This window comes from Paracoccus sp. NBH48, assembly GCF_015390265.1.
Lineage (GTDB): Bacteria > Pseudomonadota > Alphaproteobacteria > Rhodobacterales > Rhodobacteraceae > Paracoccus > Paracoccus marcusii.
Map to the genome: position 1 here is coordinate 15710 of NZ_VUOJ01000005.1, position 25687 is coordinate 41396.

A 25687-nucleotide genomic window follows, 5' to 3' on the forward strand; every position below is an offset into this window, starting at 1 on the left:
TTAGCGCCGCCACCCGGTCCTACTCGGCCTCGGGCTTGGCCGCGGCCTTTTTCGCGGCAGGCTTCTTGGCCGCGGGCTTCTTTGCCGCCGGTTTCTTGGCGGCAGGCTTCTTGGCGGCTGCCTTGGGCGCGGCCTTCTTGGCGGCCGGTTTCTTGGCCTTGGACGGCGATTTCGCAGCCTTGGCCGCGATCAGCTCCAGCGCCTGTTCGACGGTCAGATCCTCGGGGGTGACGTCGCGTGGCAGGGTCGCGTTGACCTTGGCCCATTTGACATAGGGGCCGTACTTGCCGCCCAGGATCTGGATCGGACCGCCGTCCGGATGCTCTCCCAGCTCGCGCAGCGGTGCGGCCGCTGCGGCGCGGCCGCGGGTCTGCTTGGCGGCCAGCACCTCGACCGCGCGGTTCATGCCGATGGTGAAGACCTCGTCGACATCGGCGATGTTGGCGTATTTCGACCCGTGCTTCACATAGGGGCCAAAGCGGCCGATCCCGGCCTCGATCAGCACCCCGTCCTCGGGGTGGGGACCGACGGGGCGGGGCAGGGCCAGCAGCTGCACGGCTTGGTCCAGGTCCAGGGTCGCGACCTCCCATCCCTTCGGGATCGACGCGCGGGGGGGCTTGGGGGCCTCCTCGGTCGCCTCGCCGCGCTGGACATAGGGACCGAAACGCCCGGTCTTGAGGCTGATCTGATCGCCCGCATCCTCTCCCAGCACGCGGTCGCCGATGGGCGCCTCGCCGTCCGGGGCGGACAGGGGGCGGGTATAGCGGCATTCCGGATAGTTGGTGCAGCCGATGAAGGCCCCGCCCGACCGCGCGGTCTTGAGGTTCAGGCGGCCCTGACCGCACAGCGGGCATTCGCGCGGATCGCCCCCATCCGCCCGCGGCGGATAGAGATGCGGCGCCAGCGCGTCGTCGATCGCCTCCAGCACCTCGGTGATGCGCAGCTCGGACGTGCCCTCCAGTGCTTTGGAGAAGTCCTTCCAGAAGCGGCTCAGAACCTCGCGCCACAGGCGGTCGCCGGCGCTGATCTCGTCCAGCTCGTTCTCCAGGTCGGCGGTGAAGTCATAGCTGACGTATCGCGGGAAATACTTCAGCAGGAAGATCGTGACCAACCGGCCCTTGTCCTCGGCGATCAGGCGGTTCTTGTCCTTGCGGACATATTCGCGGTCCTGGATCGTGGTGACGATGCTGGCATAGGTCGATGGGCGTCCGATGCCCAGCTCCTCCATCCGCTTGACCAGCGTGGCCTCGGTATAGCGCGGCGGGGGCTGGGTGAAATGCTGGCGCGCTGCGGCCTGGGCCTTGTCGCTGACCAAGAGGCCCGGCCCGGCCTTCAGCCCCGCGGGGGCCGCGACCGCGTCGCCGCCCTTCTCGCGGGCCTTGGCCAGTTCGTCGTCGAACGCGTCGGCGACCAGACGCGCGGCCTCGCCCTCGGTGATCGCGGGCAGGCGGGCGCTGTCCTCTCCGTCGTCGTCGTCCCGACCCTGGTCATAGACGCGCAGGAAGCCGTCGAACAGCATCACCTGGCCGGTGGCGCGCAGGCCGACCTGGTCGTCGGGGCTGGCGATCTCGACCGTGGTCCGCTCCATCCGGGCGGCCTCCATCTGGCTGGCGATGGTCCGCTTCCAGATCAGGTCGTACAGCTTGCGCTGATCCTCGGCGGTGATCTTCAGCTTTTCCGGCGACAGCATCATGTCGGTCGGCCGGATGCACTCATGCGCCTCCTGCGCGTTCTTGGCCTTGTTCTTGTACATGCGCGGCGATTTCGGCAGGTACTTGTCGCCGAACTTGGCCTTGATCGCGTCGCGGGCGGCCATCACGGCCTCGGGGGCCATGTCGATGCCGTCGGTCCGCATGTAGGTGATCAGCCCGGCCTCGTACAGGCGCTGCGCCGCCGACATGCAGGCCTTGGCGCCCATGCCCATCTTGCGGCTGGCCTCCTGCTGCAGGGTCGAGGTCATGAAGGGCGGCCAGGGGTTGCGGCTGGCGGGCTTGGCGGCGACCGACGCGACTTTCAGGTCGCGGCTTGCCACCGCGCTCAGCGCCATCGCGGCCTGATCGGCGGCGGCCAGGTCGAACCGGTCCAGCTTCTTGCCGGCCAGCGACACCAGCGTGGCGTCGTATTCGTCGCCGCCCGGGGTCGCCAGGCGGGCATGGACGGACCAGTATTCGCGTGCCTTGAAGGCCTCGATCTCCATCTCGCGGTCGACGATCAGGCGCAGGCAGACGGACTGGACGCGGCCCGCCGACTTTGCGCCCGGCAGCTTGCGCCACAGGACCGGCGACAGCTTGAACCCCACCAGATAATCCAGCGCGCGGCGCGCCAGATAGGCGTCGACCAGCGGCTGGTCGATCTGGCGCGGCTTGGCCATCGCCTCGGTCACGGCGGTCTTGGTGATGGCGTTGAAGGTCACGCGGCTGACCGCGCTGCCCTTCTTGAGGGCCGGTGCCAGCGCCTCCAGCAGGTGCCAGCTGATCGCCTCGCCCTCGCGGTCGGGGTCGGTGGCCAGAATCAGCGTCTGGTCGTCCTTCAGCGCATCCTTGATCGCCTTGAGGTGCTTGCGGCTGTCGGCCGCGACCTCCCATTTCATGTCGAAATCATGGTCGGTGTCGACGCTGCCGTCCTTGGGCGGCAGGTCGCGGACATGGCCGAAGCTGGCCAGAACCCGATAGTCGGAACCCAGGTATTTCTCGATGGTCTTGGCCTTGGCCGGGGATTCGACGACGACGACGGGCATGATGACCTCGGACAACTGCAATGGGGCGGCAAGATGGGTGCCGGGCGGGGCAGTGTCAACGGGGGGTGACAGCACAAGACCGCAAGACGGGGGGTCAGGACAGCGCCAGACGCCCCCCGGCCAGCCGCGTCACGCGGCCCTGCAGTTCCAGCGACAGGATCACCGCGCTGGCCGTCGCCGCCGGCACGCCCAGGTCGCGGATCAGGTCGTTCTCCTCGGTCGGAGAGGGGGACAGGCGCTGCAGGATGCGGCTTTCCAGCTGGATCGGACCGCCTTGGTCACGCGGCGGGGGCGGCAGGGGGTCGGGCGCGGCCATGACGACGGGCGCGGGCAGGGGCCGGGTCTGCGCCAGTGCGTCGGCCACGTCCGCGGCGCTGCGCACCAGCGTCGCCCCGTCGCGGATCAGCGCATTGCAGCCCGCCGCCCGCGCATCCATCGGATGTCCGGGCACGGCCATGACCTCTCGTCCCTGGTCCAGCGCGTTCCGGGCGGTGATCAGGGTGCCGGACCGTTGTGCGGCCTCGATCACCACGACGCCCTGTGACAGGCCTGACACGATGCGGTTGCGGGTCGGGAAATGTCGCGCCGCAGGTTCCGTGCCGGGCGGCTGTTCGGACACCAGCACGCCGCATTCCGCGATCCGCGCGGCAAGATCGGCATTTTCGGCCGGATAGATGACGTCGACGCCCCCGGCCATCACGGCGATGGTCCCGGTGGGCAGGGCCGCGGCATGGGCGGCGGTATCGACGCCGCGCGCCAGCCCGGCGGCCACGGTGAACCCGGCCTCTCCCAGCCCGGCGGCCATGCCGCGCGCCATGCGCAGCCCCAGGGACGATGCGTTGCGCGCCCCGATCACCGCCATCACGTCGCGCGACAGCCAGGCCGGGTCGCCCCGGACCCACAGGATCGCGGGGGCGCCGTCAATCTGGCGCAGGCTGTCGGGATAATCGGCGCTGTCATGGCGGACCAGGCGCGCGCCCGCCCGTCGACCGGCGGCCAGTTCGGCCGCGGCGACGCTTTCAGGGCAGACGGCATAGTCGGCAATGCCGGACTGGGCCGCGATCCCGGGCAGCGCCTCCAGCGCGGCGCGGGCGCTGCCATGTTCGGCGATCAGACGGTGGAACGTGGTGGGGCCCACGCGGCGCGACCGGATCAGCCGCAGCACGGACAGGTCGTCGTCGACGGCCGAGGCGGGCAGGCCGAAACGGGCAGGGGCAAGTCCGATGGTCATGGGGCACCTTCTGCAGGACAGCCCCAGGATAGCCCCGTGGTGGTTAACAATCGGTTAGCGCGCGCCCTCAGGCGGCCGAGCCGCCGACCGTCAGGCCGCCGATCATCAGCGTGGGTTGGCCCACGCCGACGGGCACCCATTGCCCCTGCTTGCCGCAATTGCCGATGCCGGGGTCCAGCGCCATGTCGTTTCCTATGGCGCGCACCTGCTGCAGCGCGGTCGCCCCGTCGCCGATCAGCGTCGCGCCCCGAATCGGGTCGCCGACGACACCGTTCCTGACGCGATAGGCCTCGGTGCAGCTGAAGACGAACTTGCCGTTGGTGATGTCCACCTGGCCGCCGCCGAAACCCACCGCATAGATGCCGTCGCGCAGGTCTGCCAGGATCGCCGCGGGGTCCGCGTCGCCGCCCGGCATGAAGGTATTGGTCATCCGCGGCATCGGGACATTCGCGAAGCTTTCGCGTCGGCCGTTGCCGGTGGGCGCCACGCCCATCAGCCGCGCGTTCTGGCGGTCCTGCATGTACCCGGTCAGGATGCCGTCCTCGATCAGCACGTTGCGGGCGGGGGGCGTGCCCTCGTCGTCGATGTTGATGCTGCCGCGGCGGCCCGCGATGGTGCCGTCATCGACCACGGTCACGCCGGGGGCGGCGACGCGCTGGCCCATCAGGCCCGCAAAGGCAGAGGCCTTCTTGCGGTTGAAATCACCCTCCAGCCCGTGGCCCACGGCCTCGTGCAGCAGGATGCCGGGCCAGCCCGGCCCCAGCACGACGTCCATCACCCCCGCCGGCGCGGGGACCGACCGCAGGTTGACCAGGGCGATGCGCAGCGCCTCGTGGACCAGGCCCTGCCAATGGTCGGGGGCCATCAGCTGTTCCAGCCCGTGACGTCCGCCGCCGCCGGCGCTGCCGCTTTCGCGGCGGTCGTTGTTCTCGACGATCACCGCGACGTTCAGGCGCGCCATGGGGCGGATGTCGGTGGCAAGTCCGCCCTCGGGGCGCAGGATGGCGATCTCCTGCAGGCTGCTGCCCATGGAAATGGTCACCTGCACGACACGCGGGTCCAGCGCACGGGCAAAGGCGTCGATCTCGCGCAGCAGCGCGATGCGGCGGGCGGTCGAGATGCCCTCGGCCGGGTCGATCGCAGGATAGAGGTTCACCGGCTCCATCGCGGGGCGCATCGCGGCCGTTCCGCCGCCGCGGCCCACGGCCAAGCGCGCGGTCTCGGCCGCGCGGCGCAGCGCGGCCTCGGAGATGTCGGTCGAATGGGCATAGCCGGTGACCTCGCCCAGCACCGCGCGCAGGCCGAAGCCTCGCCCGGCCATGAAGCTGGAGTTGCGCAGCCGGCCGTCGTCGAAGACCAGCGATTCCTGCTGGCTGCGTTCCAGGAACAGCTCTCCGTCATCGGCGCCGGCCACCGCATCGCGCAGGATCCGCAGCGCGCCGTCCCGGTCCAGATCGGTCGAGAACGGGTCGAAGGACGGGCGGGTCATGGCGGATCTCCTGGCGGTTGGCGGGCGGGGACGGGCCTTTGGACGGGCGCGGCAGGGGGTCGCGTTTCCTTCGGGCGGGGAAATGCTGTAGGTATGTCTTGCCCGTAAGGGCGAGATATGGTCATAGAACGGTCACTGTGAAAGGAAAAGGGGCAGCCTCCCGGCAGCCCCTGCGGTCATTGGGGCCGGGCCACTGCAACGGGATGGAATGATGGCAAAAGCGATGATGGGCCGTGCATTCGCGGCAGCGACAGGGTTCGCGACGGCGGGCATGTTGGCCGGGACTGCGATGGCACAGGACGTGCTGGGCGATCTGCCCACGATCGGCAAGCCGGTCGCAAGGGGCATGGGCTTTCAGCCGGCGTCCACGGAACTGGCGCGCGATCAGCAATGGCTGGACCATTTCGTGCTGATCATCATCACGGTCGTGACGGTCTTCGTCTGCCTTCTGCTGCTGTTCGTGATCTTCCGGTTCAACGCCAAGGCGAACCCGGTGCCCGCGAAATACACCCACAACACCCCGCTGGAGATCGGCTGGACCCTGGTCCCGGTGCTGATCCTGGTGGCCATCGGCGCCTTCTCCCTGCCGATCCTGTTCCGCAGCCAAGAGATGCCGGAGAATCCCGATGTCGTGATCAAGGCCACCGGCCACCAGTGGTACTGGTCCTATGAATATCCCGACAACGGCATCGCATTCGATTCGCTGATGCTGCCTGAGGAGGAGCTGGCCGAGAACGGCTATGCCCCCGACGAATACCTGCTGGCGACCGATACCACGGTGGTCGTGCCCGTCGGCCAGACCGTGCTGCTGCAGGTGACCGCCAGCGACGTGATCCATTCCTGGACCATCCCGGCCTTTGCCGTGAAGCAGGACGCCGTTCCGGGCCGCATCGCCCAGGCCTGGTTCAATGTCGAGCAGGAAGGCACCTATTTCGGTCAGTGCAGCGAGCTGTGCGGCATCAACCACGCCTACATGCCGATCGTCGTCAAGGCCGTCAGCCCTGAGGTCTATGCGGCCTGGGTCGCCGAGCAGGGCGGTACCATGGGCGACGAACCCGCACCGACCGCCAGCCTGGACGGCGCGGCCAAGGTCGACCTGGCCCGCGCCGACTGAGGTCGGACCCACCCAGGCCCGTGGCGGCATCCTGCCGGCACGGCCAAGGAACAGAGATTGCAGGCGCGATGACCGATATCAACGCATATGACGCCGCCCCCGAGGGCGAGTTCCGCGATTACGTCGCGCTGCTGAAGCCGCGTGTGATGTCGCTGGTCGTGTTCACCGCTTTTGTCGGTCTGTTCGTCGCCCCCGTCGACGTGCATCCCTTCATCGCCTTCTGTTCGGTGCTGTTCATCGCCTTGGGCGGCGGCGCCTCGGGCGCGCTGAACATGTGGTACGACCGCGACATCGACGCGATCATGAACCGCACGCAAAGCCGCCCCATCCCGTCGGGCCGGGTCGAGCACAGCGCGGCCCTGGGCCTGGGGCTGGTCCTGTCGATCATCTCGGTCATGATGCTGGGCCTGGTTGCGAACTGGTTCGCGGCCGGGTTCCTGGCCTTCACCATCTTCTTCTATGCCGTCGTCTATACGGTCTGGCTGAAGCGCTGGACGCCCCAGAACATCGTCATCGGCGGCGCCGCGGGCGCCTTTCCCCCGATGATCGGATGGGCCTGCGCGACCGGCGGGATCAGCATCGAATCGCTTCTGATGTTCGCCCTGGTCTTCTTCTGGACGCCGCCCCATTTCTGGGCGCTGGCGCTGTTCATGAAGGAGGACTATCACAACGCGGGCGTCCCGATGCTGACCGTGACCCACGGTCGCCGCGCCGCGCGTCGCCACATCTTCGCCTATACGCTGGTCCTGGCGCCCTTCGCGCTGTGGCTGGGCGTGACCTCGGTCGGCGGGCCGCTCTACATGGCGGTCGCGGTCGTGCTGAACGCGGCCTTCATCCGGGGCGGCTGGCAAGTTCTGCGCCGCGACGAGGACGCCGCGATCGCCGACGGCTATCTGGTCGAACGGCGCGTCTTCAAGCTGTCGCTCTATTACCTGTTCCTGCATTTCCTGGCCCTGCTGGTGCAGAGCTGGATGGGAGGCTGGTGATGGCCCTGCGCACCGAACACGAGATCCACCGCCGCCGCCGGTCCCGCAACGTGGGGCTGGGCATCGTGCTGCTGGGCTTTGTCGCGCTGGTCTTCGGCCTGACGGTGGTCAAGGTCCAGGAGGGCGGCCTGGTCGAGGGTTTCGATCACCAGCCGCGCGTGTCGCTGACCCCGATGGAACCGCAGGCCCCGGCCCAGGGCCAGGCCCCCGTGCAGGAGGTGACCGAATGAAGCGTCTGAGCCCCGAGGGCCGCACCGTCGCGATGCTGCTGGGCGTCGTCGTCACGATGGGCGCGCTGGCCTGGGCGGCCGTGCCCTTCTACGACTGGTTCTGCCGGGTGACCGGGTTCGGCGGCACCACGCAGGTGTCCGAGACCGCATCGGACCAGATCCTGGACGAGGTCGTGCGCGTCCGGTTCGACGCCAACACCGATTCCAACCTGGAATGGACCTTCCGCCCGATGCAGGCCCGCATGGACCTGAAGATCGGCCAAAGCGGTCTGGCCTTCTACGAGGCCGTGAACAACTCCGACGTGCCGCTGACCGGAACGGCCAGCTACAACGTCGCCCCCGAGGTCTCGGGCTATTACTTCATCAAGGTCGAGTGCTTCTGCTTCACCGAGCAGACGCTGCAGCCGGGTGAACGGGTCGAGATGCCGGTCAGCTTCTACGTGGACCCCGAGCTGGTGGACGACCGCGACGCCGGTCATGTCCGCGACATCACGCTGTCCTATACCTTCCATCGGACCGAGCCGCGCAGCGCTGCGCTTGACAGCGGCGCGGCCGACACCATCAACTAAGACGAATACACGAGGGAGCCGACGGGGATCCGACATGGCGCACGCAAAGAACCACGACTATCACATCCTACCGGCCTCGGTCTGGCCGTTCCTGACCGCGATCGCGGTCTTCGTCATGCTGTTCGGCGCCGTGGCCTGGATGTCCGGAGAGGTGACCGTCATGGGCGTGCCGGTGACCGGCCCCTGGATGTTCGCAATCGGCCTTGTCGGCACCTTCTACGTGGCCTTCGCCTGGTGGGCCGACATGGTGCGCGAGGCCGAGCAGGGCGACCACACCCCGGTGGTCCGCATCGGCCTGCAGTACGGCTTCATCCTGTTCGTGATGTCCGAGGCGATGCTGTTCGTGTCGCTGTTCTGGAACTTCATCAAGCACGCGATGTACCCGATGGGCGAGAACAGCCCCATCACCGACGGCGTCTGGCCGCCGCAGGGCATCGAGACCTTCGACCCCTGGCACCTGCCGTTCATCAACACGCTGATCCTGCTTCTGTCGGGCGTGGCCGTGACCTGGGCGCACCATGCCTGGGCGCATGAGGGCGACCGTCGCACCACCATCAACGGCCTGGCGATCGCCGTGGTCCTGGGCCTGGTCTTCACCGGCCTGCAGGCCTACGAATACAGCCACGCGGCCTTTGGTCTGGCCGACACGGCCTATGCGGCGGCCTTCTACATCGCGACGGGTTTCCACGGCCTGCACGTGATCATCGGGACGATCTTCCTGGCCGTCTGCCTGCTGCGCTTCCAGAAGGGCCAGATGACCAAGGACCAGCATCTGGGGTTCGAGGCCGCCGCCTGGTACTGGCACTTCGTCGACGTGATCTGGCTGGTGCTGTTCGCCGTCATCTATGTCTGGGGCAGCTGATCCCCGACGGTGACCGTTCAAGGCGCGCGGGGCGATCGTCCCGCGCGTTTTTCGTTGTCCTTGCCCCCCGGAGCGCCCCATGCGCCGCTATCTGTTTCCCCTGATCCTCGGCGTCGTCGGCTGTGCCGTCCTGATCTATCTGGGACTGTGGCAGCTGGACCGCCGCGCCTGGAAGGAGGACATGCTGGCAGACATCACCGCGGGCATTCAGGCCGATCCCGTGCCCTTGCCGGACGCGATCGACCCGTCGATGAAATACCTGCCGGTGACGGTCAGCGGCACCACCACCGGGGCCGAGATCGACGTGCTGTCCCACACCCGCGAACAGGGCGCCGGCTATCAGATCGTGTCGCGCTTCGTCACCGATGACGGGCGCGCGATCCTCTTGGACCGGGGCTTTGTCCCGCAGGAGGCGCGTCGCATCGACCGGCCCCCCGTCCGCCTGCAGGTGACGGGCAACCTGCACTGGCCGCAGGATGCCAGCAGCTCGACCCCGGCGCCGAACATGGACGAGAACATCTGGTTCGCCCGCGACGTGGACGCGATGGCCCTGACGCTGGACACGTTGCCCGTGCTGGTCGTGGCCAGCGCCGTCGAGGGCGACAATCAGGGCGCCCGTCCCCTGCCGGTTGCCATCGAGGGGATTCCCAACAACCACCTGTCCTATGCGGTGCAGTGGTTCCTGATCGCGGCCACCTGGGCGGTGATGACACTGGCGCTGATCTGGCGTATCAGGCAGCGCAGCTACTAAAGGATTTCCGATGCGTTACGTCTCGACGCGGGGCCAGGCCCCGGTGCTGAATTTCGAACAGGCCATGCTGTCGGGGCTGGCGCGCGACGGGGGCCTGTACCTGCCCGAGACGATCCCGGCCTTCGAGGGGTTGGAGCAGCTGGACGGCCTGTCATACGAGGAGGTTGCGTTCCGGGTGGTGCGCCCCTTCACCGGCGACAGCTTCAGCGATGACGAACTGCGCGGCGCCATCAACCGAGCCTATGCGCGCATCAGTCATGACGCCCGCGCGCCGCTGGTGCAGCTGGCCCCCGGCCATCACCTGCTGGAGCTGTTCCACGGCCCCACGCTGGCCTTCAAGGATTTCGCGATGCAGCTGATCGCGCAGCTGTTCCAGATCGCCCTGGCGCGGTCGGGTCAGCGGATCACCATTGTGGGCGCCACATCCGGCGATACCGGATCGGCCGCGATCGAGGCCTTTCGCGGCATCGACAATGTGGACGTGTTCATCATGTATCCGCATGGCCGCGTCAGTGAGGTGCAGCGCCGCCAGATGACCACGCCGCCCGCCGCCAATGTCCATGCGCTGGCCGTGACCGGGCATTTCGACGACTGCCAGGCGCGGCTCAAGGACCTGTTCAACGACCATGCCTTCCGCGATCATGTGGGGCTGGCGGGCGTGAACAGCATCAACTGGGCCCGCGTCGTGGCGCAGATCGTCTATTACTTCACTGCGACCGCGTCACTTGGCATGCGGCCCACCGATTTCTGCGTGCCGACGGGCAATTTCGGCGACATCTTCGCGGGGTCCATCGCGCGACAGATGGGCCTGCCGATCCGCCGTCTGATCGTCGCCACGAACCAGAACGACATCCTGCACCGCGCGCTGACCAGCGGCGAATACCGCATGGGCGCGGTCGAGCCGTCGATCAGCCCGTCGATGGACATTCAAGTGAGTTCCAACTTCGAACGCGCGCTGTATCTGGCCTACGGCCAGGACGCGGGCGCGATCCGGCAGCTGATGGAGGAGCTGAAACAGGGCGGCTTCGCGATCAGCCAGGGCGCGCTGGAGGCCCTGCGCGAGCAATATGTCTCGGGCCGCGTGTCCGAGGAGGAGACGCTGGACACGATCCGCGCCATGCGCGAGCGGACCGGAGAGATCCTCTGCCCGCACAGCGCCGTGGGCGTCGCCGTGGCCGAGCGCCATCTGGAGCCCGGCGTGCCGATGGTCACGCTTGCCACCGCTCATCCGGCCAAGTTCCCCGATGCGGTGGAACGCGCCATCGGCGTCCGCCCCGGCCTGCCGCCGCACATGGCGGACCTGTTCGACCTCCCCGAGCGCCTGACCCGGGTTGAAAACGACGTGGACGCGCTTAAGTCCCTGATCCTTGAACGGAGGACCGCGTGAGCCAAGACCCCACCCCGCGCCTGACCACGCTGCCCAACGGGCTGCGCATCGTGACCCGGCAGATGCCCGGCCTGCATTCGGCGGCCCTGGGCATCTGGGTCAGCGCGGGCGGGCGCAATGAACGCGCCGACCAGAACGGCATCGCGCATTTCCTGGAGCACATGGCCTTCAAGGGCACCGCCACCCGCAGCGCGTTGCAGATCGCCGAGGCGATCGAGGATGTAGGCGGGTATATCAACGCCTATACCTCGCGCGATGCGACGGCCTATTACGTTCGCGTGCTGGAGGATGACGTCGATCTGGCCTTCGACGTGATCAGCGACATCGTCCTGAACCCCGTCTTCGACGAGCGCGAGATCGAGGTCGAGCGCGGCGTGATCCTGCAGGAGATCGGGCAGTCGCTGGACACGCCCGACGACATCATCTTCGACTGGCTGCAGGAGGCCGCCTATCCGGACCAGCCGATGGGCCGCACCATCCTGGGCCCCGCCGAACGCGTCAGCAGCTTTGGTCGCGCCGACCTGGCCGGTTTCGTGACCGAGAATTACGGCCCCGGCCAGATGGTCGTGGCCGCCGCCGGATCGGTCGATCACGACCGCATCGTGCGGTTGGCCGAAAAGGCGCTGGGCCATATCGTGCCGCGTCCCCAGGGTCCGCGCGAACAAGCCCGCTGGCAGGGGCTGGAGAGCCGGACCGTCAAGCCGCTAGAGCAGGCGCATTTCGCGCTGGCGCTGGAAGGGCCGGGCTATCTGGCGCCCGATTTCTATGCCGCCCAGATCTTCTCCTCGGCGCTTGGTGGGGGAATGTCGTCGCGGCTGTTCCAGAAAATCCGCGAGGAACGGGGGCTGTGCTATACGATCTTCGCGCAATCGGGTTTCCATGACGACACGGGCATGCTGACCATCTATGCCGGCACCGGCGCCGAGGATCTTGGCGATCTGGCGACCCTGACAATCGACGAGGTCCGTCGTGCGGCCGACGACATGTCCGAGGCCGAGATCGCCCGCGCCAAGGCGCAGCTGCGGGCGGGACTGTTGATGGGGCTGGAAAGCCCGTCGGGCCAGGCCGAGCGCATGGCCCGCAGCCTGGCGATCTGGGGCCGCGTCCCGGACCCGGCCGAGGTTGCCGAACGCATTGCCGCCGTCACCGCCGCGGACGTGCGCGCGCATGCCGAGGCGCTGCTGGCCAATGCCCGCCCGGCGCTGGCGCTTTACGGTCCGGTGGACGGTGCGCCGTCGCGCGAGGCCCTGGCCGAACGGCTGGCCGCATGATCCTGGCGCGGCGCCGTGCCTTTCGGCTGGATGCCGAACGCATCGCGCTGCGCCTGCCATTGCATTCCGATTTCAGCGCGTGGCGGACGCTGCGCGATGACAGCCGCGCCTTTCTAACCCCGTGGGAGCCGGTCTGGTCCCCCGACCATCTGTCACGCAAAAGCTTTACCAACCGCGTCTATTGGGCGGCCCGCTCTGCCCGGGCGGGGACGGCCTATCCGCTGTTTCTGGTCCATCGCGACGGCACGTTGCTGGGCGCGATCACGCTGGACAACATCCGCCGCGGCCCCGCGCAGTCGGGCACCGTCGGATACTGGATCGGGCAGGAGCATGCCCGACATGGCTATATGCGCGAGGCGATCGGGGCGCTGGTGCATCACGCCTTCACTGCGTTGGACCTGAGCCGGATCGAGGCCGCCTGCCTGCCCGAGAATGCCGCATCGCGGGGCGTGCTGGAACGGTCGGGCTTCAAGTACGAGGGCGTGGCTCAGAGCTATCTGCAGATCGACGGTCGCTGGCGCAACCATGTGCTCTACGCCAACCTGCGCAGCGACCGGCGCGGAAAGACCGAGGTGCGTTGATGCTGATCCCCGCCGACAAGACCCTGGCCGCGGCCCTGCCCGCGGGCGTGCTGCGCGACCCGTCCCCCGCCTATACCGAGGAACCGCGGGGACGGTATCACGGGCAGGCGGGCCTGGTCGCCGCGCCCCGCGACACGCAGGAATGCGCCGCGATCATCCGCGCCTGTGCCGCGGCACGCGTCCCGGTGGTGCCCCGCGGTGGGGGCACCGGGCTGGTCGGGGGGCAGGTGATGACGGACGGTCCCGCGCCCCTGATCCTGTCGATGGAGCGGATGACAGCGATACGCGACACCTTTGCCGAGGAAGGGGTGATGATCGTCGAATCGGGCGTGACGCTGCAGGCGGCGCGGCAGGCGGCGGCAGGTGTGGGACGGCAGTTCCCGCTGTCGCTGGCCTCACAGGGCTCGGCCCAGATCGGTGGCGTGCTGTCGACCAATGCGGGGGGCGTGAACGTTTTGCGATACGGCAATGCCCGCGCGCTGTGCCTGGGTCTGGAGGCGGTGCTGCCCGACGGGTCGGTGATGCACGACCTGAAGCGCCTGCGGAAGGACAATACCGGATACGATCTGCGCGACCTGCTGATCGGGGCTGAGGGCACCTTGGGCATCATCACCGCCGCCTCGCTGGTCTTGGCCCCAGTGCCTGCAGAGACCGGGGTCGCGATGCTGGTCGTGGACAGCCCCGCGGCGGCCCTGTCGCTGCTGTCACTGGCGCAGGCGCGTATGGCGGGCGGCGTCACGGCCTTCGAGCTGATCTCAGGCCAGAGCCTGCATTTCCTGGACACGGCCTTTCCCGACATGCGCCAGCCGTTCGACACGCGGCCCGACTGGCTGGTTCTGATCGAGGTCGGCCTGCCCGCGGGCCTGTCGGCCGACGCGGCGCTGGAGGGGCTGTTCACCGCGGGGACCGAGGCCGGTCTGGTCCATGACGGCGTCATCGCGCAATCGGGCCAGCAGGGGGCGGACCTGTGGGCGCTGCGCGAGCATATCCCGCTGGCCAACCGCCATGTCGGCGCCATCGCCAGCCATGACATCAGCCTGCCTCTGTCCGAGGTCGCCCGCTTCATCGACGATGCGGGGGCCTGGCTGGCAGGGCAGGGGGACATGCGCGTCAACTGCTTCGGCCATCTGGGCGACGGCAACCTGCATTACAACCTGTTTCCGGCGGTGGGCCGGACCCGCGACGACTATGAAACCATCCGCCGCGACCTGTCGCGCAAGCTGCACGAAATGGTCGTGGCGCGGGGCGGGTCGTTCTCGGCCGAACATGGCGTTGGGAGGCTCAAGGCCGCCGATCTGGCGCGGTGGGGCGATCCGGCGCGGCTGGCGGCGATGCGGGCGATCAAGGGGGCGCTGGACCCCCTTGGCATCATGAACCCCGGCGCGGTGCTGGCCTAGGCCCCCTCGAACTCGCAGAGCGCGTGGACCGGCATGTCCATGCCCTCTAGAACCTTGCGCCCGCCCAGTTCGGGCAGGTCGATCACGAAGGCGCAACCGATGACCTCGGCGCCAAGACGACGGCACAGCGTGATCGCCGCCGCCGCCGTCCCGCCGGTGGCCAGCAGGTCGTCCACGATCAGGACTTTTTCGCCGGGCTTCAGCGCGTCGTCATGGATCTCCATGATCGCCTCGCCATATTCCAGCTGATAGGCCTCGGAGATGACGGTGCCGGGCAGCTTGCCCTTCTTGCGGATCGGCACAAAGCCGGTGGACAGCTGATGCGCCACCGCGCCGCCCAGGATGAAGCCGCGCGCTTCGAGCCCCACGACCTTGTCGATACGGGTTCCGGCATAGGCGTGCAGGATCTGGTCCACCGCCATGCGGAATCCGCGTGCATCCGCGAACAGCGTGGTCACGTCGCGGAAGATGATCCCCTCATGCGGGAAATCATGGATGGAGCGGACATAGTCCTTGACGGTGCGGCTCATGCAGGGCGGTCCATTTCGAAAAGATCGGTCACCGCGGCATAATCCTTGTATCCCAGACGCGCAATCCAGCCGCCCGCGGCACGCGGATCGAACCGCCCGTCCACGACGCAATCGTCGCGCATGTGGATGCCGGTCACCACGCCGAAGACGGCAAAGTTCGCCTGACCGGCCAGGGGCACGATCTGGGTCATGCGGCATTCCAGCGCTGCCGCGGCACCCGCCACGCGCGGACAGTCGATGGTGGTGCAATCGGCGGCCTCGATCCCCGCGGCCGCGAATTCGCTGGCCCCCGCGGGCAGGGGGGCCGAGGTCGCGTTGACCGCGTCGCGCAGATCGCCCGTGGCGATGTTCACGCAGAAGACGCCCGTCTCGATGATCTGGGCCACGCTGTCCTTGGTGCTGGGCCGGTCGCCCTTGGCGCCGGTCGAGGCGAACATCACCTGCGGCGGGACATAGGCCACGGCGTTGAAGAAGGAATAGGGCGCCAGGTTGTCGCCCTGCGACCCGCGGGTCGAGATCCAGCCGATCGGGCGGGGGGCGATGATCGCGTTGAAGGGATTGTGCGGCAGGCCGTGTCCGGCTTCGGGGCGATAGAACATGGGCGGCCTCCTTGTGGGTTCGGGCGCCAACCTGCCCCGCTTTTTCGCGCGACGCAATGTTTCGCCCGCCTTGCACCCGTGCTAAACGCCCGCCCGACAGCAAGGAGGCGCGATGTACGAGATCTGCCCCGAGACGCCCGCCGACGAACCCGAGGTCGAGGGCCTGTACGATCTGTGCTTTGCGCCGGGTCGCACCGCGCTGTCGTCCTATCGCCTGCGCGACGGCGTGCCGCGCGTGGCCGAACTGTGCCTTGTGCTGCGGGATGCGGGCGGCACGCTGATGGCCGCGATCCGGTTCTGGCCGGTGCGCGTCGACGACCGTCCCGTGCTGCTGCTGGGGCCCATCGCCGTGCACCCCACCGCGCAGGGAGAGGGTCTGGGCGGGCTCTTGATGCGCGACAGCCTGACGCGCGCGCGCCGGATGGGGTTCGACCGGGTTCTGCTGGTGGGCGACGCGCCCTATTACAGCCGTTTCGGCTTTCAGCGCCTTGACGATGTGGTGATGCCGCCGCCCACGAACCCCGACCGGGTGCTGGGGCTGGAACTTCGGCCGGATGCATGGGTTAACGTGGCAGGCCCCGTCCAGCGAGAGACCCGGCCCCCCGCAGACCCGCCCGCGCCGGACCCCACGGCTTGCACCCAGGTCGACCCTCCGAAAAGGCCCGCTGATGACAGAACCGAAACCCCTCGTCCTGCCCCCCATCACTGATCCGGCGCTGCACGCCCAGATCGATCGTCTGGCGTTGCGCTATCTGGAGGCCGGGGGTCTGGGGATGCAGATCATGTCCCGCATCGGCAACGGCGCCGAAGGGCTTATCGAACGCCTGCCGGGTTTCGTGCGGTCGCGGCTGGACAGCGTCACGCGGGCCGCGCTGACGCGGGCGTTTGGTGCCGCCAGCCAGTCGCGCAAGGTGGTTCGGGACCGGGGCGATTGGTTCAACCGCATGGCCTCGACCGTCAGCGGTGCGGCGGGCGGGGTGGGCGGTTTCGCGGGCGCGCTGGTCGAACTGCCGTTCACGGTCACGTTGCTGCTGCGCGCCATGCTGGACATCGCCGCCGAACACGGCCTTGATCCCGAAAGTGAGGAAGTGCGCCTAGAATGCCTGCGCATCTTCGCCGCCGCGGGTCCGATGGCGGATGACGACCAGACCGACCTGGGCATGCTGGCCGCGCGCTTGTCGGTGACCGGCCAGACGGTGCAGAGCATGGTCAGCAAGGTCGCCCCGCGCCTGTCCGTCTCGCTTGGGCAGAAGATGGCGGCGCAGGCGGCGCCGGTTTTCGGCGCGGTGGTCGGCGCGTCCATCAACTATACCTTTGCCCGCTACTATCAGGAACTGGCCCGCGTCCATTTCGGCGTCATGCGCCTGTCCCATGAAACCGGCATTCCGCAGGAGGCCCTGACGGAGGCGCTGCGCCTGTCCATCCAGCGCCAGACGCCCCTCGACCGATCATCGCGCTGACCGCGGGGGGTCCGGGGGGCGGCAGCCCCCCGGCGTCGCGGGACGCAATCACGCCTCCTCGGCGTCCAGTGCCAGGGGCGCGGACGGGGACGCCAGATCGTCGGTCGTCAACGGCCCTGCGGGACGCGCCAGCCGTGCCTTGGTCACCCAGTACAGCCGCTCCTGCGCCCGGGTGATGGCGACATAGGTCAGCCGCTTCCACAGCTGGACCCCGGCCTCGGACCGGTTCGACCAGGCGGCGGCGCTGATGTCGGGGCCGAACACCTGCACCTCGGGCCACTGGCTGCCCTGCGCCTTGTGGATCGTGACCGCCGCCCCGTGCAGAAAGGCCGCGCCCATCCGCGCCGCAAAGGGGATGAAGGGTTCGTCCTCGTCCGGCATCTCGATCTTGACGATGCTGGCGGCCGACAGGCGCGGGTCCTCGGCCCCGATCACGTGCAGGCGCGAAAAGCCCGGCTTGCGGCCCGGCCCCAGATAGACCACTTGCGCTCCCTTGATCAGGCCGCGCGCCTCCAGATCGATCCGCTTCTTGCGATGCTTCAGCGGCAGCTCCAGCCCGTCGCAGATCAGCGGCTCTCCGGGCAGCAGCGCGTCCCCCGGCGCGCCGAAGGCCGTGCGGAACGCATGGATCAGCCGGATGCGCGTCGCGTTGCGCCAGACCAGGACTGGGCTGCGCGCCATCAGGTCGCTTTCCACCCGCTCGGCCCAGACCACGCGGTCGTCCTTGCGCGCCGCATCGCGGATCATCTGCTCGAAATCGTCAAAGCCCAGTTGATCGTCGGCCAACGCATGGGCCAGGTCCAGAATCGGGTTGTCGTCGGCCTGGCGGTGAATGCGGCTCAGCATCAGGCGCTGCGCCGGCGCCAGCTTGTCGAACACCATCTCTCCGGACTGGCCGACCGGGGCCAGCTGGGCAGGGTCGCCGAACAGGACCAGCACGGGAAAGATCTCGCGCAGGTCCTCGAACTGCTTCTCGTCCAGCATCGAGGCCTCGTCGATCAGCCCGACGTCCAGCCCCTCCTCGCGTCTGGTCCAGCCGCGGATGAAATCCGACCCGCGCAATCCGGCCGTGGCCAGTGCCCCGGGGATCGAGGCATGCTGGTCATAGAACGCCTTGGCCCGGTCCAGCGCCGTGTCCGACAGTTCCGCGATGACCGGGCGTTCGGCCGCCCCGGTCAGCCATTCGGCGATCTTCTCGTATTGCGGATCATAGACCGGGGTGTACAGGATCCGGTGGATCGTCGTGGCCGGCACGCCGCGCATGCGCAGAACGAACGCCGCCTTGTTCGTCGGCGCCAGGATGGCGACGCTGCGCCGGTCCTTGCGGCGCCGCCCTTCGTAATCTGGGCTGATCAGTTCGACCCCTGCCTCCAGCAGGGCCTTGGTGATCTGCGACAGCATCAGCGTCTTGCCCGATCCGGCCTTGCCGATGACCGCCATGACGCGACCTTTTCCCGACTGGGGCGGATGCAGTTCCTCTGCGATGATGTCGATGCCCGCCGCGCCAAAGGTTTCGGCCAGCGCATCCCAGGCATCGGCCTGATCGGGCGAAAGGGTCGGGGCGGGGACGGGACTGTTCATGCCAGACCCTTAGCCTGCCTTCGCGGCCAAGGCAAAGCGCCGCGCAACTTTTCCGCCCCGGGCACCGTGCCTGCGGGCACCCCAACAGGAGAGACGCGATGATCGAGCTGTTCTTCGTCACCTGCCTGCTCGCCGACCCACAGCGCTGCAGCGATCACAGCCTGCTGTTCGAGGAACGGAACGGCCTGTTCACCTGCATGCTGCAGAGCCAGTCCGAGCTGGCGAAATGGGTGGCCACCCATCCGACCGAACAGGTTCGCGAATGGAAATGCCGCCGCGCCGGAGAGGGCGACCGCAAGGTCTGACCCCATGCACCGCCGCGCGGGGGGTCCGGGGGGCGGCAGGCCCCCCGGCACGTCGCGGGACGCAGGTCAGCGCCGGCCGGCCTCCAGCGCATCCTCGAAAGTGCGCAGCCCGGTCCGCGGCGATTGGACCAGCACCGCCATGTTGCCGGGCTTGTGCTGGTTGCGCAGCATCATCATGTGCGCGGCCGGGATCTCGGCCCAGGGGAAAACCTCGGACATGCAGGGGTCCAGGCGGCGTTCCAGCATCAGCTTGTTCGCGGCGCTGGCCTGCTTCAGATGCGCGAAATGCGATCCCTGGATGCGCTTCTGATGCATCCACAGGTACCGCACGTCGAAGGTGCAGTTGAACCCGGTCGTGCCCGCGCAGATCACCACCATACCGCCCTTCTTGCAGACCAGCGTGCTGACCGGGAAGGTCGCCTCGCCGGGATGTTCAAAGACGATGTCGACGTTGTTGCCCTTGCCGGTGATGTCCCAGATCGCCGCGCCGAACTTGCGCGCCTCGGTGAACCATTCCTTGTATTCCGGCGTGTTCACCGTGGGCAGCTGCCCCCAGCAGCGGAATTCCTTGCGGTTGATGACCCCTTTCGCGCCCAGCCCCATGACGAAGTCGCGCTTGTCCTCCTCGGAGATCACGCCGATGGCGTTGCCGCCCGCCGCGTTGATCAGCTGGATCGCATAGGAGCCGAGCCCCCCCGACGCGCCCCAGACCAGCACGTTCATGCCCGGCTTCAGCTCGTGCGGCTCGTGCCCGAACAGCATCCGGTACGCCGTGGCCAGCGTCAGCGTATAGCAGGCCGATTCCTCCCAGGTCAGGTGGCGCGGCCGGGGCATCAGCTGCTGGGCCTGCACGCGGGTGAACTGGGCAAAGCTGCCGTCCGGCGTCTCGTATCCCCAGATCCGCTGCGTGGGCGAGAACATCGGATCGCCGCCGTTGCAATGCTCGTCGTCGCCGTCGTCCTGGTTGCAGTGGATGACGACCTCGTCCCCGACCTTCCACCGCTTGACCTTGTCGCCCACCGCCCAGACGATCCCCGACGCATCCGATCCGGCGATATGATAGGGCTGCTTGTGCACGTCGAACATGCTGATCGGCTTGCCCAGGCCCGCCCAGATCCCGTTGTAGTTGACGCCCGCCGCCATCACCAGGACCAGCACCTCGTTGCTGTCGATGGCCGGGGTGTCCACGACCTCCAGCTGCATCGCCTGATCGGGCTCTCCCTGCCGTTCGCGGCGGATCGCCCAGGCATGCATGCGCGCAGGCACATGGCCCAGGGGGGGCATCTCGCCCACGGCGTACAGGTCTTTGACCGGGGCGTCGTAGGGCGCGATCGGGGTGGGTGCGTCGAGAGCCATCGTCTTTCTCCTGTCCTGTGCCGCAGTGCAGAATCACCGGGCCGATTTGCCCTGTCCTACGCCATCAAAAGCAACAATGCAACTATCAGACACCATTGTACGCAATAATATGTCGGAATGATCAGAAATGCGCCGCGCTGCGGCGAATTGACGGCGCAGCTTTGTATCTGTATCGATACTCAGGATGACATTTTCTTGCGAGGGCATGATGGTCGACAAGGACAAACCCTGGCTGTTCCGCACCTATGCGGGCCATTCCACGGCGGCGAAATCCAATGCGCTGTACCGGACGAACCTGTCGCGCGGACAGACCGGCCTGTCGGTGGCCTTCGACCTGCCCACGCAGACCGGTTACGACAGCGATCATATCCTGGCGCGCGGAGAGGTCGGCAAGGTCGGCGTCCCCGTCTGCCATCTGGGCGACATGCGCGCTCTGTTCGACCAGATCCCGCTGGAGCAGATGAACACCTCGATGACGATCAACGCGACCGCGCCGTGGCTTCTGTCGCTGTACATTGCCGTGGCCGAGGAGCAGGGGGCCGATGTCAGCCGCCTGCAGGGCACCGTCCAGAACGACCTGATCAAGGAATACCTGTCGCGCGGCACCTATATCTGTCCACCCGCGCCGTCGCTGGCGATGATCACCGACATCGCCGCCTATACGCGGCAGCACCTGCCGAAATGGAACCCGATGAACGTCTGCAGCTATCACCTGCAGGAGGCCGGGGCGACGCCGGAACAGGAGCTGGCCTATGCGCTGGCCACAGCCGTGGCCGTGCTGGACGATCTGCGGGACAAGGTGCCCGCCGACAGCTTTCCCGAGATGGTCGGGCGCATCAGCTTCTTCGTGAACGCGGGCATCCGCTTCGTCACCGAGCTGTGCAAGATGCGCGCCTTTACCGAGCTGTGGGACGAGATCACCCGTGACCGTTATGGCATCGCGGATGAGAAATACCGTCGGTTCCGCTATGGCGTGCAGGTCAACAGCCTGGGCCTGACCGAGCAGCAGCCCGAGAACAACGTCTATCGCATCCTGCTGGAGATGCTGGCCGTCACGCTGTCCAAGAACGCCCGCGCCCGTGCGGTGCAGCTGCCCGCCTGGAACGAGGCCCTGGGCCTGCCGCGGCCCTGGGATCAGCAATGGTCGCTGCGGATGCAGCAGATCCTGGCCTATGAGACCGACCTGCTGGAATATGGCGACCTGTTCGACGGCAATCCGGTGATCGCCGCCAAGGTCGAAACCCTCAAGCAGGGCGCTCGGGACGAATTGGCGCTGCTGGACCAGATGGGCGGCGCGATCGCGGCCATCGACTACATGAAGGCGCGACTGGTCGAATCGAACGCGGCCCGCCTTGGCCGGATCGAGACGAACGAGACAGTCGTGGTCGGCGTCAACCGCTGGCAGCAGGCCGAGCCTTCGCCGCTGACGGCGGGCGATGGCGGCATCATGGTCGTCGACCCCGCGGTCGAGGCCGATCAGGTCGGCCGCCTGGCCGCCTGGCGCGCGGAACGCGACACAAGCGCGGTCGAGGCGGCGCTGACGGCGCTGCGCCGCGCCGCGCAGTCGGGCGCGAACATCATGGAGCCGTCCATCGCCGCCGCCCGCGCGGGCGTCACCACCGGCGAATGGGCGGGCGTGATGCGCGCGGTGCATGGCGAATACCGCGGCCCGACGGGGGTGTCGCAGGCGCCCTCGAATCGCACCGAGGGACTGGAGGAGATCCGGGACGCGGTCGGTGCGGTCAGCGCCCGGCTGGGGCGGCGGCTGAAGTTCCTGGTGGGCAAGCCGGGCCTGGACGGCCATTCGAACGGCGCCGAACAGATCGCCTTCCGCGCCCGCGACTGCGGCATGGACATCACCTATGAGGGTATCCGCCTGACCCCGGAGGAGATCGTTGCGCGTGCCCGCGAACAGGACGTCCATGTCGTCGGCCTGTCGATCCTGTCGGGCAGCCACCTGCCGCTGATCGAGGATCTGATGGCCCGCATGCAGGCCGCCGGAATGGGCCATGTGCCGGTGATCGTCGGCGGCATCATTCCCGACGACGACGCCGCCCGCCTGACGGCGATGGGCGTGGCACGGGTCTATACGCCCAAGGATTTCCAGCTGAACACGATCATGATGGACATCGTCGGGCTGGTCGCGCCGGGCGCCGCTGCCGCGTGACCGGGCAGGGCGCAGATAACGCGCCCCGTGGGTGAACCGGACGGGCCTTTGGCCGTTGACAGGGCTGCACGACAAAGGCCGGCCCATGACATCCCAGACCCGGCGCAACAGCGCCATCGACCCGTTGCGCATCCTTCTGGCGCTGATGGTCATCGCCCTGCATAGCGGATTTCCCGAGGGCGCGCCTCCGCTGGTCAAGCAGGTGCTGTTCAACGGCCTCTATCGTCTGGCGGTGCCGGTCTTCGCCTTGATCTCGGGGTACTTCTTCCTGTCAGCCATGCGCGGCGGGCGCAGTGGGCCGTATCTGCGCCGCATCCTGGTGTTGTACCTGCTGTGGATGACGATCTATCTGCCGATCTATGGTCCGGACCTGACCGGGGCGGGGCATGCGCTGCAGACGCTGGTGTTCGGCTATTTCCATCTGTGGTTCCTGCCGGGCCTGCTGGTATCGGCGGTGATGGTCATGGTGCTGCGGCGACCGATGCGGATCGCCGTCGCGGCGGCGCTTCTGGCGGGTACGGGGCTGGCCCTGCAACTGCTGGTCCTGACCGGGCAGGCAGAGATCCAGCTGGACCATTATCGCAACGGGGTCTTCACCATCTTTCCGTTCTTCGCGCTTGGCGTTCTGCTGGCGCATGGCTGGGGTTCGGGGCTGCGGCGGTGGGCCATGCCGCTGGCCGGTCTGGCGCTGCTGGCGGTGATGGGGGAAAGCTTGGTCTGGCGGCTGATCGCGGGCGGGGGCTGGGGCGTCGACATGATGCTGTCGCTGCTGGCGGCGGCGCCGCTGCTGTTCCTGGCTGCGCAGCAGGTGCAGGGGGCGTGGGACGGCAAGCGCGCGGCCAGCACCGCGGCCTTCGTCTATTTCGTGCATGTCATGATCATGATCTGCGCCAGCCGGTTCGGGCTGGAGGGCGACACCAAGGCGCTGACCGTCATGGCGGTCTGCCTGGCCTTAGCCTCCTGGCTGGGGATGGCAGAGCGCCGCCGCGTACTGGCCTTCTTTACCTGACCCCGGAATGCGAAACGCCGCCCCGAGGGGCGGCGTCTGCGACGTCGATCGTGGCGTGGATCAGAAGCCCAGGCCCGCGTATTTCGATTTGAACTTGGTCACGCGGCCGCCGGCATCCATCAGGCGCGACGAACCACCGGTCCAGGCCGGGTGCGAGGTCGGGTCGATGTCTAGCGACATGCTGTCGCCCTCGGCGCCCCAGGTCGAACGGGTCTGGTAGGTGGTCCCGTCCGTCATCTTGACCGAGATCGTGTGGTAATCGGGGTGAATCTCTTTTTTCATGGCGTGACCTCTGCTCAGGCTTTCGCGTCCGACAGCGGACGGTAGTTGGTCTTTTCGACGATACGGGCCGACTTGCCGCGACGATCGCGCAGATAGTACAGCTTGGCGCGACGGACCTTGCCGCGACGGACGACCTCGATCGTGGCGATGTTGGTCGAATACAGCGGGAACACGCGCTCCACGCCTTCGCCGAAGCTGATCTTGCGAACCGTGAAGCTGGCCGCGATGTTCGCGCCGCCACGGCGCGAGATGCAGACGCCTTCGTAGTTCTGGACGCGGGTACGCGTACCCTCGGTCACTTTGTAGCCGACGCGGATGGTGTCGCCAGCCTTGAAGTCGGGAATGGACTTGCCAAGCTCGGCGATCTGCTCGGCTTCGAGTTGTGCGATCAGGTTCATCGCTTTGGTTCCTTGTCATGCTCGCGGTACATCCGCGATTGGTCTGATGCGCCCGAGCGCTGTCGGTCCTTAGCCGGGTCCACATGCGTTTCCGCATATGCCCGCCACAGATCGGGGCGGCGTTCTTGTGTCAGCCTCTCGGCCTCACCGGACCGCCATGCGGCGATGGCTGCGTGATTGCCCGACAACAGCACGGGCGGTATCTCGCGGCCATCCCAGAGGGCGGGCTTGGTGAACTGCGGCGCTTCCAGAAGACCCCGGTTGCCGATGGAAAAGGACTCCTCGGCCAGGGAATCATGATTGCCCAGCACGCGCGGTATAAGCCGGACCGTCGCGTCGATCAAGACCTGTGCGGCGATCTCTCCGCCGGTCAGGACATAATCCCCGATGCTGATCTCCTCGATGGCGTGCTTGTCCAGCACGCGTTGGTCGATTCCCTCGAACCGGCCGCAGATCAGCGTGACGCCCGGCCCCTGCGCCAACGCCCGGGCACGGGCCTGGGTCAGCGGCCTGCCGCGCGGTGACATGTAAAGGACGGGCAGGGTCGGCCCCGGTCCCGCCTGCGCCTCGGTCAGGGCCGCGTCAAGCACGTCCGCGCGGATGACCATGCCGGCCCCGCCGCCCGCGGGCGTGTCGTCGACATTGCGGTGCCGGCCCATGCCAAAATCGCGCAGGCCGATGGTGCGCAGGTTCCACAAGCCCTGCGCCAGCGCCTTGCCGGTCAGGGACAGGCCCAGGATGCCGGGAAAGGCCTCGGGGAACAGCGTGACGATCCGCGCGGTCCATGCGCCCGCCACCTGCGGTTCCGCCATCAGCTCGCGCGGGCGCAGGCTGGGACGGGCGGTCAGGCGGCCATGCGACTTGGGACTGGGCGCGTCGCTCATTCGTCGTCGCCGGGCGGGTCCACCACGATGCGACGCGCGGCCAGATCGACGGTCGGCACGACGGCACGGGTAAAGGGCAGCATCAGCACCTGCGTGCCGCCCACCACCTCGATGATATCGCCCGCGCCGTGATCGTACAGCGCACGCACCCGGCCCAAGGATTTGCCGCCGGTATCAACGACCTCAAGCCCGATCAGGTCGGCGTGATAGAATTCGTCATCTGGCAGCGCGGGCAGGGCACTGCGCGGGGCCCACAGGGTCACGCCGCGCAGGGCGTCGGCATCCTCCTTGGTGGCGATGCCCTTGATGCGCGCACCCAGGGCCCCCGTCACCTCGCGCGTCAGCGACACCTCGAACCGGCGGGTGCCGTCCTCGGACGTCAGGGGGGAATAGGTCGCGATATCGGCAGGGTCCGAGCAGAAGCTTTTCAGCCGCACCTCTCCGTGGACCCCGAAAGCCCCCGCGATGGCGCCGACGCAGATGCGGTCTTCGGTCATGTCACACCCTTGCA

The 25687-nt window shown here is 67.9% G+C and carries 26 protein-coding genes; 15 read left to right on the plus strand and 11 right to left on the minus strand.

Annotated elements, in window-relative coordinates; all coding sequences use genetic code 11:
* Positions 1-19 precede the first annotated feature (19 nt).
* From topA to tldD, 3 genes are all read right to left on the minus strand, one after another.
* Entirely contained in the window at positions 20-2737 is a 2718-nt protein-coding gene (gene topA, locus F1642_RS11280) for a type I DNA topoisomerase (protein ID WP_194886278.1), read from the minus strand.
* A gap of 94 nt (positions 2738-2831) precedes the next feature.
* Positions 2832-3968, minus strand: a complete 1137-nt coding sequence (gene dprA, locus F1642_RS11285; protein WP_194886279.1) for a DNA-processing protein DprA — start codon at positions 3966-3968, stop codon at positions 2832-2834.
* Between the two features lie 67 nt (positions 3969-4035).
* Positions 4036-5457, minus strand: a complete 1422-nt coding sequence (tldD, locus tag F1642_RS11290) for a metalloprotease TldD (protein WP_127899097.1) — start codon at positions 5455-5457, stop codon at positions 4036-4038.
* Positions 5458-5665: 208 nt separating this feature from the next.
* Here tldD and coxB point away from each other — a divergent pair, with 208 nt between their 5' ends.
* The 10 genes from coxB (at position 5666) to F1642_RS11340 (ending at position 14605) form a co-directional block, all read left to right on the plus strand.
* On the plus strand, positions 5666-6571 hold the full coding sequence (coxB, locus tag F1642_RS11295; protein WP_084693889.1) for a cytochrome c oxidase subunit II: 906 nt from the start codon (positions 5666-5668) through the stop codon (positions 6569-6571).
* A 68-nt stretch (positions 6572-6639) separates the two neighbouring features.
* On the plus strand, positions 6640-7557 hold the full coding sequence (gene cyoE, locus F1642_RS11300; RefSeq protein WP_046001386.1) for a heme o synthase: 918 nt from the start codon (positions 6640-6642) through the stop codon (positions 7555-7557).
* Positions 7557-7787 carry a hypothetical protein gene (locus F1642_RS11305; RefSeq protein ID WP_046001387.1) on the plus strand — a complete coding sequence of 77 codons (231 nt, stop codon included), beginning with the start codon at positions 7557-7559 and terminating at the stop codon, positions 7785-7787. The genes cyoE and F1642_RS11305 overlap by 1 nt, the downstream gene beginning before the upstream one ends.
* Positions 7784-8356: a cytochrome c oxidase assembly protein gene (locus tag F1642_RS11310; protein WP_194886280.1), complete on the plus strand. Its 573-nt coding sequence runs from the start codon at positions 7784-7786 to the stop codon at positions 8354-8356. Before F1642_RS11305 ends, F1642_RS11310 begins: the two co-directional genes overlap by 4 nt.
* A gap of 34 nt (positions 8357-8390) precedes the next feature.
* Positions 8391-9218 (plus strand): cytochrome c oxidase subunit 3, encoded by an 828-nt coding sequence (locus F1642_RS11315; protein ID WP_045982855.1) that lies wholly within the window; start codon positions 8391-8393, stop codon positions 9216-9218.
* Positions 9219-9297: 79 nt separating this feature from the next.
* Positions 9298-9969 carry an SURF1 family protein gene (locus tag F1642_RS11320; protein WP_045982856.1) on the plus strand — a complete coding sequence of 224 codons (672 nt, stop codon included), beginning with the start codon at positions 9298-9300 and terminating at the stop codon, positions 9967-9969.
* Between the two features lie 10 nt (positions 9970-9979).
* On the plus strand, positions 9980-11356 hold the full coding sequence (gene thrC, locus F1642_RS11325; protein WP_194886281.1) for a threonine synthase: 1377 nt from the start codon (positions 9980-9982) through the stop codon (positions 11354-11356).
* Positions 11353-12627: a M16 family metallopeptidase gene (locus F1642_RS11330; protein WP_370582868.1), complete on the plus strand. Its 1275-nt coding sequence runs from the start codon at positions 11353-11355 to the stop codon at positions 12625-12627. The genes thrC and F1642_RS11330 overlap by 4 nt, the downstream gene beginning before the upstream one ends.
* Complete coding sequence (locus F1642_RS11335; RefSeq protein WP_194886338.1) at positions 12627-13208, plus strand: GNAT family N-acetyltransferase; 582 nt, start codon at positions 12627-12629, stop codon at positions 13206-13208. Before F1642_RS11330 ends, F1642_RS11335 begins: the two co-directional genes overlap by 1 nt.
* Complete coding sequence (locus F1642_RS11340; RefSeq protein WP_194886282.1) at positions 13208-14605, plus strand: FAD-binding oxidoreductase; 1398 nt, start codon at positions 13208-13210, stop codon at positions 14603-14605. The genes F1642_RS11335 and F1642_RS11340 overlap by 1 nt, the downstream gene beginning before the upstream one ends.
* On the opposite strand, the gene F1642_RS11345 is transcribed toward F1642_RS11340, so the two are convergent.
* Positions 14602-15135 (minus strand): adenine phosphoribosyltransferase, encoded by a 534-nt coding sequence (locus F1642_RS11345; protein ID WP_148911375.1) that lies wholly within the window; start codon positions 15133-15135, stop codon positions 14602-14604. The genes F1642_RS11340 and F1642_RS11345 overlap by 4 nt on opposite strands.
* Positions 15132-15734 (minus strand): flavin reductase family protein, encoded by a 603-nt coding sequence (locus F1642_RS11350; protein WP_194886283.1) that lies wholly within the window; start codon positions 15732-15734, stop codon positions 15132-15134. Before F1642_RS11350 ends, F1642_RS11345 begins: the two co-directional genes overlap by 4 nt.
* Positions 15735-15846: 112 nt before the next feature.
* Between F1642_RS11350 and F1642_RS11355 the strand changes: the two genes are divergently transcribed.
* Both F1642_RS11355 and F1642_RS11360 read left to right on the plus strand, forming a co-directional pair.
* Positions 15847-16443 carry a GNAT family N-acetyltransferase gene (locus F1642_RS11355; RefSeq protein WP_194886284.1) on the plus strand — a complete coding sequence of 199 codons (597 nt, stop codon included), beginning with the start codon at positions 15847-15849 and terminating at the stop codon, positions 16441-16443.
* Entirely contained in the window at positions 16403-17194 is a 792-nt protein-coding gene (locus F1642_RS11360; RefSeq protein ID WP_194886285.1) for an EcsC family protein, read from the plus strand. Before F1642_RS11355 ends, F1642_RS11360 begins: the two co-directional genes overlap by 41 nt.
* Before the next feature lie 48 nt (positions 17195-17242).
* Here F1642_RS11360 and F1642_RS11365 read toward each other — a convergent pair whose 3' ends face one another.
* Positions 17243-18775 (minus strand): ATP-dependent RecD-like DNA helicase, encoded by a 1533-nt coding sequence (locus tag F1642_RS11365; RefSeq protein WP_046001394.1) that lies wholly within the window; start codon positions 18773-18775, stop codon positions 17243-17245.
* A 98-nt stretch (positions 18776-18873) separates the two neighbouring features.
* Here F1642_RS11365 and F1642_RS11370 point away from each other — a divergent pair, with 98 nt between their 5' ends.
* Positions 18874-19080: a hypothetical protein gene (locus tag F1642_RS11370; protein WP_045982863.1), complete on the plus strand. Its 207-nt coding sequence runs from the start codon at positions 18874-18876 to the stop codon at positions 19078-19080.
* 66 nt (positions 19081-19146) lie between these two features.
* Here the strand turns inward: F1642_RS11370 and ccrA are convergent, their stop codons facing one another.
* Positions 19147-20436, minus strand: coding sequence for a crotonyl-CoA carboxylase/reductase (ccrA, locus tag F1642_RS11375; RefSeq protein WP_194886286.1), 1290 nt, complete (start codon positions 20434-20436; stop codon positions 19147-19149).
* A gap of 208 nt (positions 20437-20644) precedes the next feature.
* On the opposite strand from ccrA, the gene F1642_RS11380 reads away from it, so the two are divergent.
* Together F1642_RS11380 and F1642_RS11385 are read left to right on the plus strand one after the other, a co-directional pair.
* Positions 20645-22603, plus strand: coding sequence for a protein meaA (locus F1642_RS11380; RefSeq protein ID WP_194886339.1), 1959 nt, complete (start codon positions 20645-20647; stop codon positions 22601-22603).
* Positions 22604-22688: 85 nt separating this feature from the next.
* A complete protein-coding gene (locus F1642_RS11385) occupies positions 22689-23612 on the plus strand; it encodes an acyltransferase (RefSeq protein WP_194886287.1) in 924 nt (307 codons plus the stop codon).
* Between the two features lie 60 nt (positions 23613-23672).
* Here the strand turns inward: F1642_RS11385 and rpmE are convergent, their stop codons facing one another.
* From rpmE to rimM, 4 genes are read right to left on the minus strand one after another with little or no spacing between them, the layout of a single operon-like run.
* The gene (gene rpmE, locus F1642_RS11390) at positions 23673-23894 is read right to left on the minus strand and encodes a 50S ribosomal protein L31 (RefSeq protein WP_042249018.1); all 222 of its coding nucleotides are present in this window, start codon (positions 23892-23894) and stop codon (positions 23673-23675) included.
* 14 nt (positions 23895-23908) lie between these two features.
* Positions 23909-24292, minus strand: coding sequence for a 50S ribosomal protein L19 (rplS, locus tag F1642_RS11395; RefSeq protein ID WP_045982866.1), 384 nt, complete (start codon positions 24290-24292; stop codon positions 23909-23911).
* Complete coding sequence (trmD, locus tag F1642_RS11400; protein ID WP_045982867.1) at positions 24289-25176, minus strand: tRNA (guanosine(37)-N1)-methyltransferase TrmD; 888 nt, start codon at positions 25174-25176, stop codon at positions 24289-24291. Before trmD ends, rplS begins: the two co-directional genes overlap by 4 nt.
* The gene (gene rimM / locus F1642_RS11405; RefSeq protein WP_046001398.1) at positions 25173-25673 is read right to left on the minus strand and encodes a ribosome maturation factor RimM; all 501 of its coding nucleotides are present in this window, start codon (positions 25671-25673) and stop codon (positions 25173-25175) included. Before rimM ends, trmD begins: the two co-directional genes overlap by 4 nt.
* Positions 25674-25687: the final 14 nt, after the last annotated feature.